The following is a 19,398-nucleotide window of genomic DNA, read 5'->3' as shown; positions in this document are numbered from 1 at the left end:
TTGTTTTAATTGGGATTATTTATTGAAATGTTATGTCTTTAACAAACTCATTAGCAATTACCTGTTTTGCCTCAACAGGTTTTCCATCCAGAATTACATTCTCAAACAATACCCCTTCAACAGTATGCGTTTCATCAAACCCAGTAAGCAGCATACTTGCATGGTCCTTTATTATGTATGGCTTCCAATCAGAACCATCCTGAAACCCAGTTAATGTTGTGTCAATTGGCGCCGATGTAGCTATAATATCTTTAAAGACCACATTTCTAATATTTCCTCGTTCTTCAGTTTTTGTCCATCGTGTTTTCCCTATCCAGCAAGAGATAAGCCTACGCGCTTCTTCAATTCTTATATTTTGAAAGGTTACATCTTTAATTACAGCATCATCACAGTGGTAAACACGTAAAGCTGTTTCGCGTCCTACATCATGAATAACATCACAATCTTCAAATAACACATTGGTCACATTTTCACGAACTTCGGCCCCTATACTCAACGAATGAGCCAGCTCATTCCAAACTACACATTTACGTGTATGAATGTTTTTTACCTCTCCACGACCATCAAATGACTTTACAACAACTGCATCATCTAAGGTTCTAAAAAAACAGTTTTCAACCAGTACATCACGACTATTAGAAATATCTACTCCGTCAGAATTTCCACGCCAACCTAATATTTTAATGTTATCAACATGAATATTGTCTGAAGCCTGTAATGGGACAGTCCAATGACTTGGATCGTAAAGAATTACTCCCTCGATATTAACATCATTTGAATGTTGAGCAAATATGGTATAACGTCTTTTAGGTCTTGGAATAGCCGATTGATCAATAATTCCTCTTCCTCGAATTGTAACATTGTTTCCTTGAAGGAAAAATGTAGGTGGATTTCTTTTTCTACCACGCAATTCAACCTCATCTTCCTCAGAATCTATTCCAGCTTTTAAATAAGCCCCTCCCGCAATATAAACCGTAGTACTATCACCAACTGCTACACTTTTTACATCGTGAACTCCTGGTCCAAAATAAATCACATTTGGATCATTCGGGTCTGGAACATCTACTTCAAAAGGATTTGCAAAAATATGCAAGGACTCGTACCAATCTCCATTCACCTCTATAGTTAAATGCATTGGTTTATCTACAGAAAAAGAAATTGTATTTCCTTCTATGGTAGATTCCACACCATAAGATGTTGGTAATATTTTTACCGAATTTACGGCTTCTGGGTAAGTAACTTTAACCTTAGCGGAGGCATTCATGTCAAACGATGCATACGATGCAAAACCAAATATTTGACGTGAATGGTTTAAACGCGGAATAGGTTCTTTTGGTGGTATTTTAGTCTTGTACACCGGTACACTTTGATTCTCAACTTCAACCACATAGGCTTTTGAAAGTTCAATCCCTTCTGGTGCAGGATATACTTTTACATGGTCCGTATTCCCATTTTCTTTCGGCTCTCCTTTACAAGATGCAAATAGCACCATTGCAGAAGTAAGAACAAAAATTAATCGTAGCTTTAAAATAGTTTTCATAATTATTCAAGTTTAACTTTGTTTATTATTCATTAGATTTTATGATATCCCTCCAATAATCATTGAGATTAAAATGTGAATGCTTGGATAATTCAGCTTGTTCTATAGGAATAAACTCTCGCAATCGATTAATTTCTTCTTTATAGAGGTCATTCTTTGACAAATTATGCCATTCATTAGGATCATTATTCAAATCATATAATTCTATTGAATTATCGGCATATTGAATTAACCTGAACCTTTCATCCGATACAGCAATATTATTTTTACCAAAAGAAGTAAGTGCTGCATAAGGCCAACTTGAAGAAGAATTTTCTAAAAGAGGTCTTAAAGAGTGACCTTGATTTTGTTTATTTGTGGGTAAACCACATAAATCTACTAAAGTAGGGTACATATCAAGTAATTGAACAGGCTTATTTGAAACTCTACCAGAAGTGGCATTTAGTTCTTTTATCATAAGAACTGTTTTAGTAGCTCTTTCCCATAGAGCTTGTTTAGCAAACCTGTTCTTTTCTCCTAAATGATAACCATGATCGGACCATAAAACAACTATGGTATTGTCTGCATACTCACTTCTCTTTAATGCGTCTAAAACTTTACCAACTTGAGCATCTACAAAACTAATGCATGCCAAATATGCTTGAACTGCTTGTTTCCACTGCTTTTTTTCAATGAGTAATTCTGTACTTGGCATCATTGGTACATAAGTTACTTTTTGTCCAAACTCTGGAATATCATCAAAATCGTTTTGTAAATAAGCTGGCGTTTCAATATCTTCTATAGGGAATTCATCAAACCATTTTTGAGGAACTGTCCAAGGTACATGAGGCCTCACAAAACCTACAGCTAGAAAAAAAGGTTTCTCATGAGTTTGATTAAGTTTTTCTACGGCCCATTTAGCAGATTTGTAATCTGGCATTAAACTATCTTCATCAGGATAAGCTCCCCAATCTGTTTGTGTACCTGCTGGTTTTCCATACCAGTCTGGATCATAATTTAAACGTTTTTCGGCCTTTGGTCCAAACATTTCAAATGCACTACCATATTCATCAAATGTTTGTGCTTTATCTCCTTGGTGATAAATTTTCCCTACGCCCATAGTTTTATAACCATGTTGTTCAAAATAATCTGGAAGAAAAATGGCTTTAGATGTCTCTTCATTAGATTTCTTAATGTCTTTATCACTTAATTGCAAATAGTTACCAGAAGTTGTTGGATATAAACCTGTCATTATAGATGCCCTAGAAGGCCCACATATTGGTGCTTGACAATGGGCATTGGTAAAAAGCATGCCACTATTAGCAAGGGCATCAATATTCGGTGTTTTTGCTTGGGGGTGGCCATTCATTACTCCAATCCAATCATTCAAATCATCTATGGATATAAATAACACATTCGGTCTGTCTTGAGAACAAGCCTGTAGGTGTATTAAAATTAAACCAAATATTAAATTTTTCATATTGAATTCAGTCTTCAATTATTATGAGTTATCTCCAAAATTGGTTATCTATTTTTTCTCTTTATGGTTATCTTCTGATAAGGTAGTGCTGGCACAGTAAAACTTATGGTTTTATTTCCCTTAGTTTTGTGTCGTTCTCCTTTAATTTCACCATCCCCATAAACAAGAAAAACATCTCCCTTTTTATAATTATCAGTAATTGTTATTACAGTAGGTGCATCTGCCGTGAAATAGATTTGGTCATCGCCATATTTTAAACTTGCAGAGGTTAAATTACCTTGTAATGTTCTTATTGAATAATTTCCATTTTTGATTTCACTCCCTGACCCAAGGAATAAGTTAGTACTACTTGAATCTTTTGTTACAACACCATAAGTACCGACAATAGACATTTCGTTATATGAACATGGTAAATCCATATCTGATGAGAAGATAATATCTGTACGATTGGATAAACTTTCAATTTTTAAACCGACAAAAGATTCTCCTGCATTGGTAGCCTTAAAACTTGAAATGTTTTTTATTGTTGATGGCTCACTTTCATTAGCTGGTTCAAATACGGCTACAAATGGGTTATTCCAAGCTTCTCCCTTGTTACGAATAATTGTAGTTAATAATGGCATGTCTCCAATATCATCTGGAACCATACCACCTCGTATAGCTTCTGAAGGTGGTGACTTAGCAGAAAAAACTTCTCTATTTGCTTCTCCTTTCATCCACATATTCATAGTAACCTTTTCTTCACCTGGTATACTTAATTCAAATTTAGCCTTAAAGTCTTGATCGGTTTCTATGGATTCCTTATCCGTGATATAGTCATAGGCTACCAAGTCTCCATCTTTAGAGGATAATTTTTCACTAGGATTTAAAGAGAAAAATTCATTATTAGTGTTTGTAAGTGTAAGTTCCTGACCTAAATTATGGTAGAAATAATCATGGTATTTATCATCTTCTCCTTTCGTTTTAGAGCGAAAAATATCAATGTAATATCCTGAGGTCTCCCCTGTTCTCACTATGCTCATGACGCGATTCTGATCAGAATTAGTTTTAGGTTCTAAGAAATAAAGATCTGAATAAGAAATGTCTGGAAAAAAACCAGTCTTGCGTTCAGATTCTGGATACACATGGTTTACTTTAAATGGATGCTCACTTCGCATTTCCTGATATTTAGAAATACCATTAACCGATACAGTATTATGCGCAGGAAACTGAGAGTAATATTCAAGATAATTAGCTGAATGATAACTATCTCCACGACCTCCTTCTACGCCCAAAACATAATTTTTGCCATACAGTTCCATAGCAATCCCGTTAGAATGCATATGATTACCTAATGAACCTGCTTGAGAAATCATTAAACCATTTTTAGGATCAAATCCATTACGCATTGCCAACCAACTTACATTTGGTGCATAAAAAGTGGAAGTGATATAATCATTGATATTGGCGGCTGGAACTTTTTCATCTAAATTCACATTATTCCCAGACAATAGAGACATAAATGCATTTCTTGACCTTCCACCATGTCCGTTGGAAGAACCACCGTTGATCTCATTAATCATATGAGCCATGGCCGTATATTCCTTTTCTTGCTCTGCTTTACCAAATTTCTTGGCATTATTTACCATATTTAACATGGATCTGTTACTAACTTTCCCATAATGAGTATCGCCAAAAGCAATCACATACTTATTTGGAAAAAGATATTGAGGCAAAACATTAACGGCTTTAGGAATAACTGGCATATAAGGCAAAATATCAACATCTATAGCATCTTGCATTGTGATTAAAAGATCTGCAAAATCATTAGTTACCAACATACTATATCCTGCACACTCATCCCATATACCCGTATTTTCATCATAACCGGCATTCAAAAGTTTTGTGATGGACCATTGCCGCTCTTCTGTTTTATTGAAAATACGGTCTAAATAATGTTGTGCCCCCCTGCCATCTTCATAATAGCTATCGTCTTCAAGAATAAATGCCATATGAATTACCTTATCTGCCTGTATTAGATTCCAGTTGTTATTGGGCACGCCATTTTTTATGATTTGTTCAGCCATCTTTTTGAAAGATGTAGCATAAACAGGCATCTTATCTACTGCATTTTCCTTTAAATAATAGTACAAATAATCATAGCAGCTCGCTAAATGTCCAACAGATAACTCTTTAATTACCTGAAAAGCCGTATAACCCCCAAGGGTTTGGAAGGCACCCTTTTTCTGATCATATGGAGGTTTTCTATAATAAATACCCTGCATGTACGTATCAAATAAATGAGCTGCGAATTTCGCGTAAGACTCATCTTCTTCAAGATAATAGATAAGAGCTGCATCTCGGGCATATCCCATAATGCGTTGGTTAATCTTACCTATAATCCTTCCAGATTCTATTGGTGTAACCCACTCCCAATTTTTCGTTTTTTTGTGTTGTAGCCATAAGCCTCGTTCATCTTCTGAGTATGGAATTATGTCTTCATCTTTGGGGATGTTGTAATCTGTGATATAATCTCTTTTCCCATTAAACCTCACCGTAGGAACTGGAGCCTTACCTTCTGCATGTGAATAAAAATCTCCGTCTACAATAACATCGGTAGCATGGCTTTTCCAATACATTTGCAACCTAGAGACCATCCATTCAGGATCTGTTTCATGCTGCTTCACAAAGCCAGCTATCTTACTTTTAAAATTCTCATAGGACGTTCTAACTTCCTCTGAATTTTTAATTTCATGAAGAATTTTTTCTCTTGTCACATCTGGAGACATCAATCTTGGGTGACTACGCTCAATAGTTTCAGGAAAAACAAATTGGGCATGAAGGTTTCCACACAAAATTAGTGAGCAACCTAATAGCAATAATAGTGTTCTACCTTTCATACTCTATTTTAATTGAGTTAATATAAATTGAGTTGCGTAATCGTTTAATTCGTGTATTGATGGTGAAATATTATCACCATGAAAACTATGTGCTGCATTCTTAATGGTTAACAACTTTACATCCGCCTTTTTTTCTTTGGCAACCTCAACCATATAAGTAGAATTAATGATTGGTAGCACCTTATCTTTATCACCATGAATTAATAAAACTGGTGGGCTTTTTTTGTTCAGCTGCTCTGTTGGACTTAGCAATTTGGCCAATACTGGCTTATTTTTTAAACTATCTCCTAAAATTCTATCATAAGAGTTTTGTTTTTCGAAAAGTGACCCAGGTACTAATTCTTTATTTACAAGTGAAGTTGCAGGAAAATAAGAAACCACACATTTAAACTTAGGAGCTATTCCTGAGAATTTATGGTCTCCCAAGAAATTTGAATCTTTCACTAAAGCAGTTAATAAACTTAGATGTCCACCAGCAGAACCGCCCCAAACACCATATTTCTTTTTATGCAGCTTAAACTGTTTTGCGTTTTTTAAAAGGAATCTGGCGGCATCTTTGGCATCTACCACAGCATCATAGGCATTGGACTTACCTCTAGCCAAACGGTACTCAATTGTTACGCAAATTACACCCTTATCTAAAAGTGATTTTAAAGTGCCTAAAAATGCCTTTTTTAATACATTATATTTACTTCCACCAGCCCATCCTCCACCATGAACATGCATCATCCATGGATTTTTAGATGTCATTTTTTTCGGATCTGGATAAAAAATAGTCATATCTAACTCCTGTCCATCAACGGTTTTATAAATAATCGTTTCTTTATTTGGGAATGTATCTAGTATTTTCTTTTCATGCGAATTTTGCCCAACAACTTCCATAACATTGCAAAGCATGATTAACAATAAGATTGCTATATTTTTAATATTCATTTCTTGTTACAGTTAAAATTCTTTCCTTTATTTCGCTTAATTTTTTTCTTAAAAAATGCGCTTATTCTTCCTTCCATTCATCAAGGCTTAATGCTTCCAAAATAGCATTACCAAAAAAGGATACGGTATAGGTTACTACCACATCAAACCAATGACGAAAATTGATACCCGATGGCCATGAGCGCCCAACAATTCCTCCGTAGGCAGCAGTATCATTGCCAAAATATTGATGGTCCATACACCACTCTATTGCTTTCATTCCTGCCTTATAAAATCTTTTATCCTTTGTTATTTTATATAAGCGCAAATACAATGTCGCCCATAATGCCGTAGCTTTATCTCCAATTCCAACATATTCTGGTGACCTATCAAAACGAACAGACAGAGAACCATCTGCTGCTTGTGTTTCCAAAATTCGATCGGCGATTATTAAAGCTCTTTTTAAATACCCCTTTTCAGGAGCCGCTTTGTGAGCCTCTATCAAACCGTCTGCAATATAGCCGAAGGCTTTGGTCCAATAATTTACCTTATCGGTTTTCATGGTCTTGCTTCTAAAAAACACCCCCCACATACCTTCCTCATTTTCAAAGGCTTTTATCAAAAGGTCAGCCATTCTTATTGTGGTTTTCTTAAAATACTCATCGCCTGTAGCTAAATAAAGTGCCGAAAGTCCCGGTAATCCCATAGAACTCTCAAAGCTCATAATGTCTTTCCATCTATCATCGGCAAATAGATAGGCTTGCGGAATCCAAATATCATTATGTTCATCCATCAAGCGATTAGCTGCGTCGGCTAGTTTTCTCCCTGCTTCAATATATTTTGAGTTCTTAGTTTCCTTGTATAAGGACATCCATCCCCAACCAACAAGAAACAAGCTATCAACCGTGCTAGCCTCATGTGCACTGGTTTGTATAATGCCATATGCAGGACTTGACTCATCAAGCACTTGTAGATCTAGAGTTACCTGCATTAAATCAGTAGCCCTTTGCTTGAGTTGTTTATTGCTTACACCGGCATCTAATCCCGGAACATTTGCCGCTTCAAACAGCATTTTTGCTGAAGGTCCCCAAGCCCAAGACCAAAACGGACGCATGCGAGTTCTAGCACTTAAATCATAAAGCAGGTATTCTCCACCATTGGCTTTGCTATTAGGATTTTTATTTTCACATTCTAAAAGAAATTTTGCGGCACCAGAAAGTGATTTAACCATGCGCTTTCTACTCACACCTGTTCCGGTAGAAACTAGGGGCAAATCTTCATTCCATAAAACTTTTGTGCTAGCTAACAATTCTTTAGAATCTGGATTATACACTGAAATTATACCTGACCAATCGTCACGAAGGGTTTCAAAATTGAAATTAATTTTTGAATCATTCACCTTGATTTTTGATTCTAAATAAAAGCTCTTAATAGCATTTGACTTAGGGCTTAAAATCATAGAATTTGCCCAATGATCAAGTTGGCTGCTAGGAATTCTAATTTCTTCAATTAAAGTATTTGATCCGGTTTCATTAAAATCATATATACCATGATCTTTTAAATCCATTTCTATAACAGCCTCCATATCCTGTTTTAACATAATATCGACTACCGGAAAACGTTGATCTTTATTGGATTTCTTTCTAGCAACCGTTGCCTCGTCAAAGTCCGTCATCCAAACTGCTTGGGTCTGTTCATTCTTATCCTTTGGTACATAAGGTGATTCATCATCGTATTCGAAAATATAATCATTAACCCTACTATAAACCCTCACCATAACATGATGTAATTCATGCCCAATTGGTAACGAAAATGAATAAGAACGTCCATTTCTGATGACTTTAAAAGTATCAATTGTCTCTAAATTATCCCTACAAGAAAGTCCTAATGTAGACACCCCTAATGAAACACCGGCTGTGGCAATGGCAGATTTTTTAATAAATCCTCTTCTTGATTCGTAATTAGACATATATTATGTTCGATATTAAAATAAAAACAACATCATTATCATTTCATAGAAAAAATTCAGCTTTTAAAATGGTCTATATTAAAATTTAACCTGTCTTAAATTACCCGGCTCAAATTGCTTTTCAGTTTCTCCATTAGAAATGGTCACTTTCACTTCATTGTGCAGAGAAATAATACCTTCCTCTTTCTTCAAAACAACATTTCCTTTTGTTTCCGATGATAATACCATCCCGTTAGCTGCAAGATTATTACCATTCCCCATAAACAGAACGAAATCTCCATTTTTCTCATTACCAATCAAGGCATAAGCAGCGTTGGTAGTCATATCATTATAACTTGCTGATTTTCCTCCATCTGATGAAAATATATAATCTTCCCTACCCGATTTGTGAGTTACATGTATTCCTGCAAAGGCTTTGCTTCCATTATCATCATCAAAGCCTTTAATAGAAGAAATACTTTTGCCTTCACTTGCAGTAAATGGCTCATAAATTGAGATGAATGGGTGCTCCCATGCTTCACCATGTTGGCGCGCGGTTAATGTCAAATAGGGACTTTTACTAACTTCATAAGGCAAACCTCCATTACCTCTAAAGGCCTTATTTGGAGGCGATTTTATTGAGAATACTTCGCGCCCTTCTGTTCCCTTCATCCACAAGTTCATAAATACATCATCTTCTTCTTTTGGCATGTCTATTTTCCATTCCGCTTGATAGTCCTCACTAGTTTTTATAGATTTTTTATCCCACATATAATCTAAAGCATATAAATGACCTCCTGCAAAGCCCATTTCTTCACTTGTGGTAAGATTTAGTGGTTTTCCTGAGGTATCCATAATCTGCATACTCTGACCTAAATTATGGTAATAATAATCATGAAATTTGTCTCCTTTTCGTTGTTTTTTAGAACGAAAAACATCTACATAGTAGCCTGTAGTTTCACCTGTTTTTACAATACTTACCAAACGGCTTTGATCACTACGAGTTTCTGGTTCTAAAAAGAACACATCAGAATAAGTAATATCAGTATAATAGCCTTCTTTTTGTTCAGACTTTGGATATTGCCCCATCAAATCAAATGCATGATAACTAAGCATTTCGGTATATGATGAAGCCCCATCAACCATCACTGTATTATGCGCAGGGAACTGCGAGTAATACTCCAGATAAATTGGTTGAAGATACCCAGCTCCCTTTCCTGGGTCTGCCCCTTGTACAACCCCTTTTCCATACAATTCCATATTAATTCCATTGGCGTGCATATGGTTTCCAAGAGAACCATTTAAAGACACCATCATACCATCTTTACCTTGCCCCATACGCTGTACATGCCAACTAACATTAGGGGCATAAAAGGTCTGGGTAATGTAATCCTCTATCTTTCCCTTTTCATATTTAGGATTAAGTTCTACAGGTTTACTAGCAAAAAAAGAAGATATATCAGCTCTTGGCTTTCTTGTTCTGTTTTGAGATTTAGAATTTTCAGCAAATACCCTGTACATCTGAGTAAATTCCTCCTCTAGCTTATCATCATCATTTTTTTGAGCCGTTCGAATCATATCACTAATGGCTTGAGTGCTTAAAGATGAATAATTACTATCTCCAAAAGCTACAGTTTGCCCATTTGGAAATAAATATTGAGGTAACACTTTTACCGCTTTTTGCATTACTGGCATATATGGTAAAAGATTATGATTGAAGGTATTATCAAAATCGTTTATGAAGTGCGTTAAGTCTTTAGTTACACCAAAGGAATACCCTGGGCATTCAGCCCAAACGCCATTATCATAATCATAACCATAATCCATAAATTTAGTTAAAGACCATTGTCTTGCCGAGGTTTTATTTAGAATGTAATCTATATAATACTCGCGCCCCTTTCCATCTTCATAAAACTTATCATCTCTTAAAACCATGGCGGCTTTTAGAATAACCTTTTGTTGATGTAGGTTCCAGTTATTTTGCGGCACTCCATTCTTAATTATTTGGTCGTTCCATTTCTTTATTGCCGCATCATAAATATCAATCTTACCTTCATTAGTCTTTTCAATATACCTATGTAGGAAATCATAAAGTTCTGAAGCAGATTTTAAACTACTTTCATGAATTACTTGAAAACACTCCATCCCAACTAGGGTTTGAATATGACCATTTAATAAGTCTATAGGCGCATTTCTATGGTACATACCCAACATATAGGTATCAAAAATATCGAAGGCAAATTTTGCAAAACGTTCATCTCCCTCAAGCCAATATATAAATGCTGCATCTCGAGCCAATCCAAGAATTCTTTGATTATGTCTGTGTATCTGACCTCCAGTTTTGGATTGGTCGACCCACTCTAAAGGTCTTCCTTCCTTGGTTTTATTACGTAGATAAAGGCCACGTTCATCATCCATATATGGAAGAATATCTTCCAAGTCTGGCATGGCATAATTAGTAGTATAATCTCTAGACCCTGTAAAACGAACTGTAGGCACAGGAGCTTCACCATCGGCATGTGAATAATATATTCCATTCACATAAACATTAGTAGATTTTGTTTTCCAATACATCATTAATCGGGAAACCATCCACTCTGGATCATTTACATGGCGCTCAACATGTGTGTCAATTCTTTTATGAATTCCAGCAAGTACCTCTTGCGCCCAATCTTCTTTTTTAATGGTTTTTTGTAACTCTTTCTTTTCAGATTGACTGATATATATTCTTGGGTATCCCTGTTCCAAATTTTCTGGAAGTGGAATAGTTTTAATTTCCTGAGCTATGGCAATGCCTTCAGCAAATAAAATAAAGGCAATTACCTTAATAAGATTTTTCATTTTGTATTTTTTTCTAATTAATTTGTTCAATTAAAACTAAACTCCAAGGTGATAATTCCCTTTGAATATTTAGGTTACCGTCTTTATCTGCAGAAACAACATGATTATCAAGCGTTTCAGCAAAGTTTTTCATCACTTTTATTTGCTCTCTTGAGGGTGGTTCTGGTTTACCCATTTTTTCCCAGTAATTGTAAATATTACCATGATCCTTATCTAAAACTTCAATCTTAAATTGTGCTCCGGGTTTTAAATCTGAAAACTTAAGGTTTAATTGTCTTGATGAGCCCTCTTCGTATTTTTCAATCTTCTTAATGCTAGAGGGCACAGCATTGTAATAGTCTTCTGGATAGTTATAAGCCAAAGCAACTACTTTCCCATTTCCAGATTTACGGCTTACAAATAAATAATCATTCTTAAACAATTTTTCATCTCCCAATTGATGTAACATTCTATAAGCATGGTAAGACGGTTTTACCAATCCTTGGTAATTAATCATTCCAAAACCACCATGAAATATACTTTCTCCACCTCCTTTTTCTTCAAAAATATCAGTAAACGTCCAAAATGCTAATGAATTTGTTAGTCCAATACAATCTAAATTTACTTTAGTTATATAAGCAGCAGGAGGTAAAAAATCGTGCATAGCATCCCTACTGTTTGGACTGGTATTCCATTCCGTTAAATGAATTTCAGCATTTGGATATGCACTTTTTTTAATTACTTCATTTAACCATCTAATATCATCTTGTGTAGAATTTACGTATCTAGAAAAATCCTTTCCCTTTCCCGTTCTTGGGTTAAAAGGATAATCCGTTGGGTAAGGGTGTGTTGAGACAAAATCTACCGGAAGTTTTTCCTTTTTACAATAGGCTAGAAAGTCCTCTATCCAAGAACCTTTCCATTCCAAATCATTAATATTATCTGCTGTAAACGTAATTAAATCTCCGCTCCTGCTTTCTACTTCTCCTTCATAACGGTTATCCGCCACAAAATTACTACTTGAAGGCCCTCCAACTTTTAAACGACTATCTACAGATCTAACGGCTAAAACAGATTGTTTATATAACTCAAAATACTGAGTCTTAGTACCATCAAAAAAACCATAATGCAGGTTTGGTTCGTTCCACACTTCAAAATACCAAGTAAGAACCTCGTCAATTCCGTAACGATCTACACAATGTTGAGTAAATGCTTTTACCAAATTATGCCATTCATCATATTTAGATTCATCTGGGGTAATATTGGCTTTCCACCAAAACTGAGTCTTACTATTTTCTGCAGCTAGAGCTTTTGGAAAAAATGCCAATTCTACAAACGGACGTACATTTAAATCCAACATCCTATCAAATAAATCATCTATATATTGCCAATTGTATGTGAATTTCCCATTCTTTTCGAATACAGGAAACATATCATCGTGAAAAATCCCATGGAACCTCACAAACTCAAACCCACAATTTTCTTGAACTTTTTCTAATTGTTCTAACCAACCTGCTCTTAAACCTTCGTTTGCGCGACCAGCACCTACCATTTTACTCCAAAAATGCTCAAACTTCTCTCCACTTGAGGAGGTGTTAACTGATACAGTTTCTTGAGAAAAACCTAATTGTACAAATAGTGCTAGTACAGCTAAAATTATTATTTTTTTCATTTTATATTTTAATGTTACTTAGTTTCTATAATTTGTTCTAGTTTAATGTAGTCTATGGCAAATACACCTTTTGATGGTTTCCAATTTCTTTTTAAGACTCTTATTAAATTATCCCCAGATTTTAATTCTACCTCACCAAAATCTATTTCACGAAAGGTTTCTGATTTAGGAAATTTAAATTCTCTGTATTGGTGACTATTTATTAACACATCATGATTAGAATCTCCATTTGGTGATGCATATCTTACAATAAAGCGGTAAGTGCCGGCTTTGGCTACCTGTACCAACATCGACACATGATCATAAGGATTATCAAAATTTGTGACATAGCCATTTCCGCTAAAATCTTTAATCCAATCATCTACAATTACATTGTATAAATTACCTCCTGCTGCAAATCCGCTTTCTGCTTCAACTTTAATAGTAGCCTTGGTATGTTTTGCTATTCCAAGTCCTTTTTTAGAAGGAATAATAGGAATGATATTTCCTTCTTTATCATAGTTTAAATAATCTGCCATTGTAGACCTAGTTTCACTTAATCCTCCAGATAACCAAGCACTATGATAAAACATGATGTCTTTACCTTTATAATTTACAACACCTCCATGATTGGTACCACTTTGCCCTTCAAAATCATCTATAAAACATCCTTTGAATTCATATGGTCCTAATGGTTTCTCTGCAACCGCATAAAACATTTTTTCTGGCCAACGTCTGGGTGTTAATCCCGGATAGGTTAAATAATACTTCCCGTTGCGTTTATGAACCCATGGTCCTTCAAATACATGAGTTAATTGTTTAGTTAAATCCACATAAGTTTCAGGCTTTATAGACATCAAATCTTCATTCAGTTCAGCCGCAAAACATTTTCTATCATGTCCCCAGTACAAATATGGCGTACCATCATCATCTATAAAAAGAGCTGGATCCTGACCAAACTCTACACCTTTAACATAACCTAAATCTGTAAAAGGTCCTTCTGGTTTATCGCTACGCGCAATTCCTGTTCTAAACAAACCAATTCCAGTTTCTTTCATACAGTAAATCAGATAATATTTACCTCTGTAAAAAGCAGCATCCATTGCCCAAGCATGACTTTCTGCCCAATCCACATTCTCTAAATGTAAAATACGCCCGTGGTCAGTCCAGTTTACCAAATCAGTTGTAGAAAATGCATGGTAGCCTGTCATTCCATAGTGATTATTAGAACCTGGTTCATCATGAGATGTATACACCCATAATCTATCATCATCTGGCCAGACATGCGGAGACGGATCAGCTGTAAATACATGGGTGAAAACAGGGTTTTGAGCCGCCATTGAGATAGTAAACAATATAAAAACGTAAAGTAGTTTTTTCATTTCAGCTTAAAGTCTAGTTGATTTTTAAAACTTTTTTTAATTCAACTCAATTTTTAGTACAGTGGCTACTGGATCTTGAGCTACGTCTGGCAAATAAAAAGTGGTTTTTAACCCCTCTTTTTCATATTTAATTTCATACTGTGGAAAAACTAGCATAGATAGGGCTTTAATGTCAAAATTCTCTTCAATTGTGAGTATTCCGTTTTTAGGCCATTTAAAAAGAGTTAAATAAATAGTATTTCCCTTTTTGGTGCTTTTGCCCCATTCAAAATCTTTTAAATGACTAACGTTAGTACCATAAACTGCTTCTCCATTTACACGTAACCAACCCCCCATTTGTTCAAGTCTATCTGCTGAAAGCTCAGGAATAACACCTTCACCTGTTGGGCCTACATTTAATAAAAAATTTCCTCCTTTACTGGCTATATCAACTAAATTATATATTAGTGTTTCAACACTTTTATATTCCTTATCTATTTTGTTATAGCCCCAAGTATGATTAAGCGTCATACAAGATTCCCAAGGATCAGGTTCTCCGTTTTCAGGTATTTTTTGCTCTCTAACAGCGTAATCTCCCAATCTATTGCCTACTCTTTGATTCACTATACAATCTGGATTAATCTCATGAATCAGTTTTAATATTTCTAAACTTTGTTCTTTGGTAACCATTTCAGGGGTATCAAACCAAATAATTGCAGGTTTGTATTGAGTTAATAACTCCGTAAGTTGTGGTTTTACTTTACTTTCTATGTATTTCTCAAGAACTTTTTCTTCTTCTTTTGGATAATCCCAAGTGTTACTTCTATTCCCATTGTTTGAATTACAATTTGGATCGTGCCAATCGCGTCCCAATGAATAATAAACACCAAATTTTAAGCCTTCATTTTCACAGGCTCTAGCAAGTGCCTTTATTGGATCTTTTCCCCATTTAGAATGGTCAACAATATTAAACGAATTACTTGGGCTATTGAACATGGCATAGCCATCATGATGTTTGGCGGTAATTACCATATACTTCATTCCTGCATTTTTGGCAATTTTCACCCACTCTTCAGCATCAAATTTTTTAGGATTGAAAGCATCGGCAATTTTTTCATATTCGGGAATTGGGATTTTGAGTTTTAACATCATGTGTTCTGAACGCCCATATTGTCCATTCCAATAACAACCATCATGCGCATATAAGCCCCAATGGATAAACATGCCAAAACGTGCCTCTTGCCACCAAGCCAAACGGTTAGATATTTTTTCTGGAGATTCATATTTCAACAAAGTTTTATCAGCAAACTTATCTCCAGTATCTATAGTTCCATCTTTAAGCTCTTGAGCATTACTAAAAATAGTAACACAAAGGATGGCGGCTATACAAAGAATTGATTTCATTTGGTTTTAAATGATTTTAAAAAATTAATGTTTCTCAATGTAGACATAGTACGCTGGATGTCTTCTACCTGCTTCATCTATAAGTTCGGCTTCCATATCGTATTTTCCAGCGGCCAACTTTCCTTTAAAAGTGACTTCATCTTGTCCTGCTTTTATCTCCTGAGATTTAGAAATAGAAGCAAGAAATAAATAGGCTTCCTTAAAATCTGACTTTTCACTTGCGGGAGAAGTTTTGTCATATTCAACAGCTTTATCTTGAGCTGGAAATATGGCATTAATACCTAAACCACTTTCACGTGGAAACCTTCTTAATGAAATAGTATATTCACCATCTTCAACAACTTCAATGCGCCATGAACCTCCAGATGGCATAGGTCTGATAGCACTATTTTGATGCCATGCATTTGCATAACGGCCAGTAATTAAATCATGTGCCGAAATTCTACTAGGGTTTTCATGCCTTGACCCTACTTTTATGTATGCATATTTTTGATCTACGCCTTCATCTATAAAAGATTGCCACCATTTATTATAGCCTACAGCTAAACGGCTTGCCACTTCTGGATAGCTCTTAATTACATTTTGTTCTTGCCCCCTATCTCCTGGCATTTTATATAACTCATCTCCATCAACCAAACGCCAATTCTCATCCATAACCGTATATTTTTTATACTTCACAAGGTTTTGTTCTCGTTGAGTATCCATATACAGAATTCTATTTTCCCAATTTGTAGTTTCACCAGTTAATAATGGTTCTAAACTTTTCCCATCTAAAGGTTTTTTGGTGTTAAAATTTAAACCTAGTAAATCAACAAAAGTTGGTAAAAGGTCATAATGAGCAACTAGCTTATCTATATCTTTTCCACCAGTAAGCTCTCCATTAGGCCAGCGTATAAAAAATGGCACCCTATGTCCGCCATCATATTGACTTCCTTTACCTCCCTTTAATCCTGCATTATATGTGCTGCGTCCTGCAGAAGTTCCATTATCTGTTGTAAAAATTACAATAGTATTATCTGCTATGTTAAGGTTTTTTAGCTTGTCTTCTAATTTTTTAAAATTATCATCAATATTGGTAATCATACCATAAAACCGTCTTAATCTAGGATGAAGTTTTTCAAACTTTTCTCCTTGGTACATATCATAATATTTCTTTGGAAGATTATATGGTGCATGTGGTGCATTTGTTGAAATATAGCAGAAAAAAGGCCCGTCTTTATTATCTTCAATAAAGTGCATGGCTTCAGAAAAAAACACATCAGTACAATAACCTGTATATTTTTGAGTTTGTCCGTTATGCCAATAGGTATCATCAAAATAATCATTTCCCCAATAATCTGGACCTTGACCAATGCCTCCTGCGCCATGTCTAACCACCTCGTGAAACCCTCTATCCATTGGTCTAAACGGATAGTTATCACCTAAATGCCATTTACCATACATAGCATTTGTATAACCGTTTTGGGCTAAAACTTGGGGTAAGGTAACTTCATCTTCAAATAATAAAGACCGACCTGCAATTGTATGATATACATTTACACGATTACAATGACGACCTGTCATTATTGATGCTCTTGTAGGCGCACAAGTTGTTGAAACATGATAATTTGTTAATCTAATTGATTGATTATATAATTTATCTAGATTTGGTGTTTTTATATATGGATTACCTGTACAAGCCAAATCCCCCATGCCCTGATCATCAGTTATAATAAAAATAATATTAGGAGGTTGCTTATCCTTATTTTGAGCTATTAAGGAATTGGTACAAACTAATATAAGTGCTAGGAGTTTTAAAATTTTCATTTGTTGTGTGTTATAAATTAACCCAATCTACTTGGGGCCAATTTTCTTTTATATAATCTTGTGGTTCCCCAATGGTTGATCTGCCAGTTTTAATAATCTGAGTAATTTCATTTTTTAGGGTTTCAACTATTTCTGGTTTTTCAAAATAAAGGTTAGTTGTTTCTCCCGGATCATTTTTGAGATTATATAGTTCATAAGGAGCATCACCCTCTTTCACATCTATAAACTGAGGTTTAAAGGAACCTCCTGAACCGCGCAACATATTTAACTTCCAATCACCTTTACGAATGGCAAAATGCCCTGATGCTGAATGATGAATTACAGATCTATCATAATTATACTCCTGTACATCTTCAGACAATAAAGGCCATAATGAAAAACTATCCTCCCCTGCATTATCTGGTATTTCAATTTCTAATATATCAGCTATTGTGGCCATATAGTCTGACTGACAAACTGGTGAATCAATTTTAGTACCAGATTTAATGGCCGCAGGCCAACGCATTAAAAAGGGTACACGGTGCCCGCCTTCATATATATCTCTCTTTCCTCCCTTAAAATTCATACAGCTATAATGGCTATAGGTTTCTCTTTGATACGTATAATTTGTTTCCGCTCCGTTATCCGATGAAAAAATAATTAAGGTATTATCTGCAACACCACTTTTTTCTAAAGCATCAAGAACTTGTCCTACCCTATAATCTGTTTCTTCCATGAAGTCTCCATAATTACCACATGACGTACGACCTTGAAAATCTGGATGCGTACAGTGCGGCAAATGCGGGCTTGTTAAGGGCATATACAAGAAAAAAGGTTTACCATTTTTTGCCTCTTCAGCCAAAATATTAATACGTTCAACTGCCTTTTCCGCAAAAGTTTTTAACACCAATTCATCGTTAAAAGAAGGGGCCACCTCTAGCCCTCGTATAGGGTTTTCTTGAAAGGGTTTTTCTTCAAAAGGTGGTGTCATCCTATAATCTGCCGGATTAGCATTTTTATAGGTACGTGGATTTTTATTCTTTTTCTTTTTTGTCCAAAGTATAGGAGGCTCTAACACCCTATCATTCTCTAAATATGTTAGTACTCCAAAATTCATTGATGCAGGAATACCGAAAAAATAATCAAAACCCTTATCAATAGGTCCATCTACAAAAGGTTGAGACCAATCTCTATTTATACCTAATTCACCAACAAAATCCATTTGTAAATGCCACTTACCTACCATGGCTGTATTATAACCATTATCCTTTAGCATTGATGCGATTGTCATTCTATCTTTCTCTACTAAACAAGGGCCATCAGCTCTTAAAACACCCTTTTTCAAAGAAGTTCTCCAACTGTACCTTCCTGTTAACAAAGAATAGCGCGAAGGTGTACAAACGGCGTCACTACTATGACCATCTGTAAAAACAACACCTTCATTAGCAATTTTATCTATGTTTGGTGTTTGAAATTTAGCTTGTGGATTTAAAGCACTTACATCTCCATAACCTTGATCATCAGTATAAATAATAACAATATTAGGTTTTGTTGCTTTTTCTTCACGTTTTTCTTTACATGAAACAAAACATAAAAAAGAGAAAAGGCTGAATATAAATAATTGTTTCACTCTAAATAA

Annotated in this window: 11 protein-coding genes; all 11 read right to left on the bottom strand. The window is 35.2% G+C overall.

The window, feature by feature from the left end:
• Nucleotides 1–19: 19 nt before the first annotated feature.
• Nucleotides 20–1,540, bottom strand: coding sequence for a glycosyl hydrolase family 28 protein (locus tag N1F78_RS11275; RefSeq protein WP_406683264.1), 1,521 nt, complete (start codon nucleotides 1,538–1,540; stop codon nucleotides 20–22).
• Between the two features lie 25 nt (nucleotides 1,541–1,565).
• Entirely contained in the window at nucleotides 1,566–2,999 is a 1,434-nt protein-coding gene (locus N1F78_RS11270; RefSeq protein WP_406683263.1) for a sulfatase, read from the bottom strand.
• A 44-nt stretch (nucleotides 3,000–3,043) separates the two neighbouring features.
• The gene (locus N1F78_RS11265) at nucleotides 3,044–5,878 is read right to left on the bottom strand and encodes a hypothetical protein (RefSeq protein WP_406683262.1); all 2,835 of its coding nucleotides are present in this window, start codon (nucleotides 5,876–5,878) and stop codon (nucleotides 3,044–3,046) included.
• Between the two features lie 3 nt (nucleotides 5,879–5,881).
• On the bottom strand, nucleotides 5,882–6,811 hold the full coding sequence (locus tag N1F78_RS11260) for an alpha/beta hydrolase fold domain-containing protein (RefSeq protein ID WP_406683261.1): 930 nt from the start codon (nucleotides 6,809–6,811) through the stop codon (nucleotides 5,882–5,884).
• A gap of 61 nt (nucleotides 6,812–6,872) precedes the next feature.
• Nucleotides 6,873–8,759, bottom strand: a complete 1,887-nt coding sequence (locus N1F78_RS11255; protein WP_406683260.1) for a twin-arginine translocation signal domain-containing protein — start codon at nucleotides 8,757–8,759, stop codon at nucleotides 6,873–6,875.
• A 78-nt stretch (nucleotides 8,760–8,837) separates the two neighbouring features.
• Complete coding sequence (locus tag N1F78_RS11250) at nucleotides 8,838–11,579, bottom strand: six-hairpin glycosidase (RefSeq protein WP_406683259.1); 2,742 nt, start codon at nucleotides 11,577–11,579, stop codon at nucleotides 8,838–8,840.
• Nucleotides 11,580–11,592: 13 nt separating this feature from the next.
• A complete protein-coding gene (locus N1F78_RS11245; RefSeq protein ID WP_406683258.1) occupies nucleotides 11,593–13,230 on the bottom strand; it encodes a GH39 family glycosyl hydrolase in 1,638 nt (545 codons plus the stop codon).
• A gap of 14 nt (nucleotides 13,231–13,244) precedes the next feature.
• Nucleotides 13,245–14,591, bottom strand: coding sequence for a family 43 glycosylhydrolase (locus N1F78_RS11240; RefSeq protein WP_406683257.1), 1,347 nt, complete (start codon nucleotides 14,589–14,591; stop codon nucleotides 13,245–13,247).
• Between the two features lie 36 nt (nucleotides 14,592–14,627).
• Nucleotides 14,628–15,974 (bottom strand): alpha-L-fucosidase, encoded by a 1,347-nt coding sequence (locus N1F78_RS11235; RefSeq protein ID WP_406683256.1) that lies wholly within the window; start codon nucleotides 15,972–15,974, stop codon nucleotides 14,628–14,630.
• A gap of 24 nt (nucleotides 15,975–15,998) precedes the next feature.
• Entirely contained in the window at nucleotides 15,999–17,780 is a 1,782-nt protein-coding gene (locus N1F78_RS11230; protein ID WP_406683255.1) for an arylsulfatase, read from the bottom strand.
• Nucleotides 17,781–17,790: 10 nt separating this feature from the next.
• Nucleotides 17,791–19,389 (bottom strand): arylsulfatase, encoded by a 1,599-nt coding sequence (locus tag N1F78_RS11225; protein ID WP_406683254.1) that lies wholly within the window; start codon nucleotides 19,387–19,389, stop codon nucleotides 17,791–17,793.
• Nucleotides 19,390–19,398 lie beyond the last annotated feature (9 nt).

The organism is Seonamhaeicola sp. MEBiC01930 (assembly GCF_045277075.1).
Lineage (GTDB): Bacteria > Bacteroidota > Bacteroidia > Flavobacteriales > Flavobacteriaceae > Seonamhaeicola.
The sequence above is the reverse complement of the archived record's forward strand: the minus strand, read 5'-3'. Positions and strand labels throughout refer to the sequence as shown.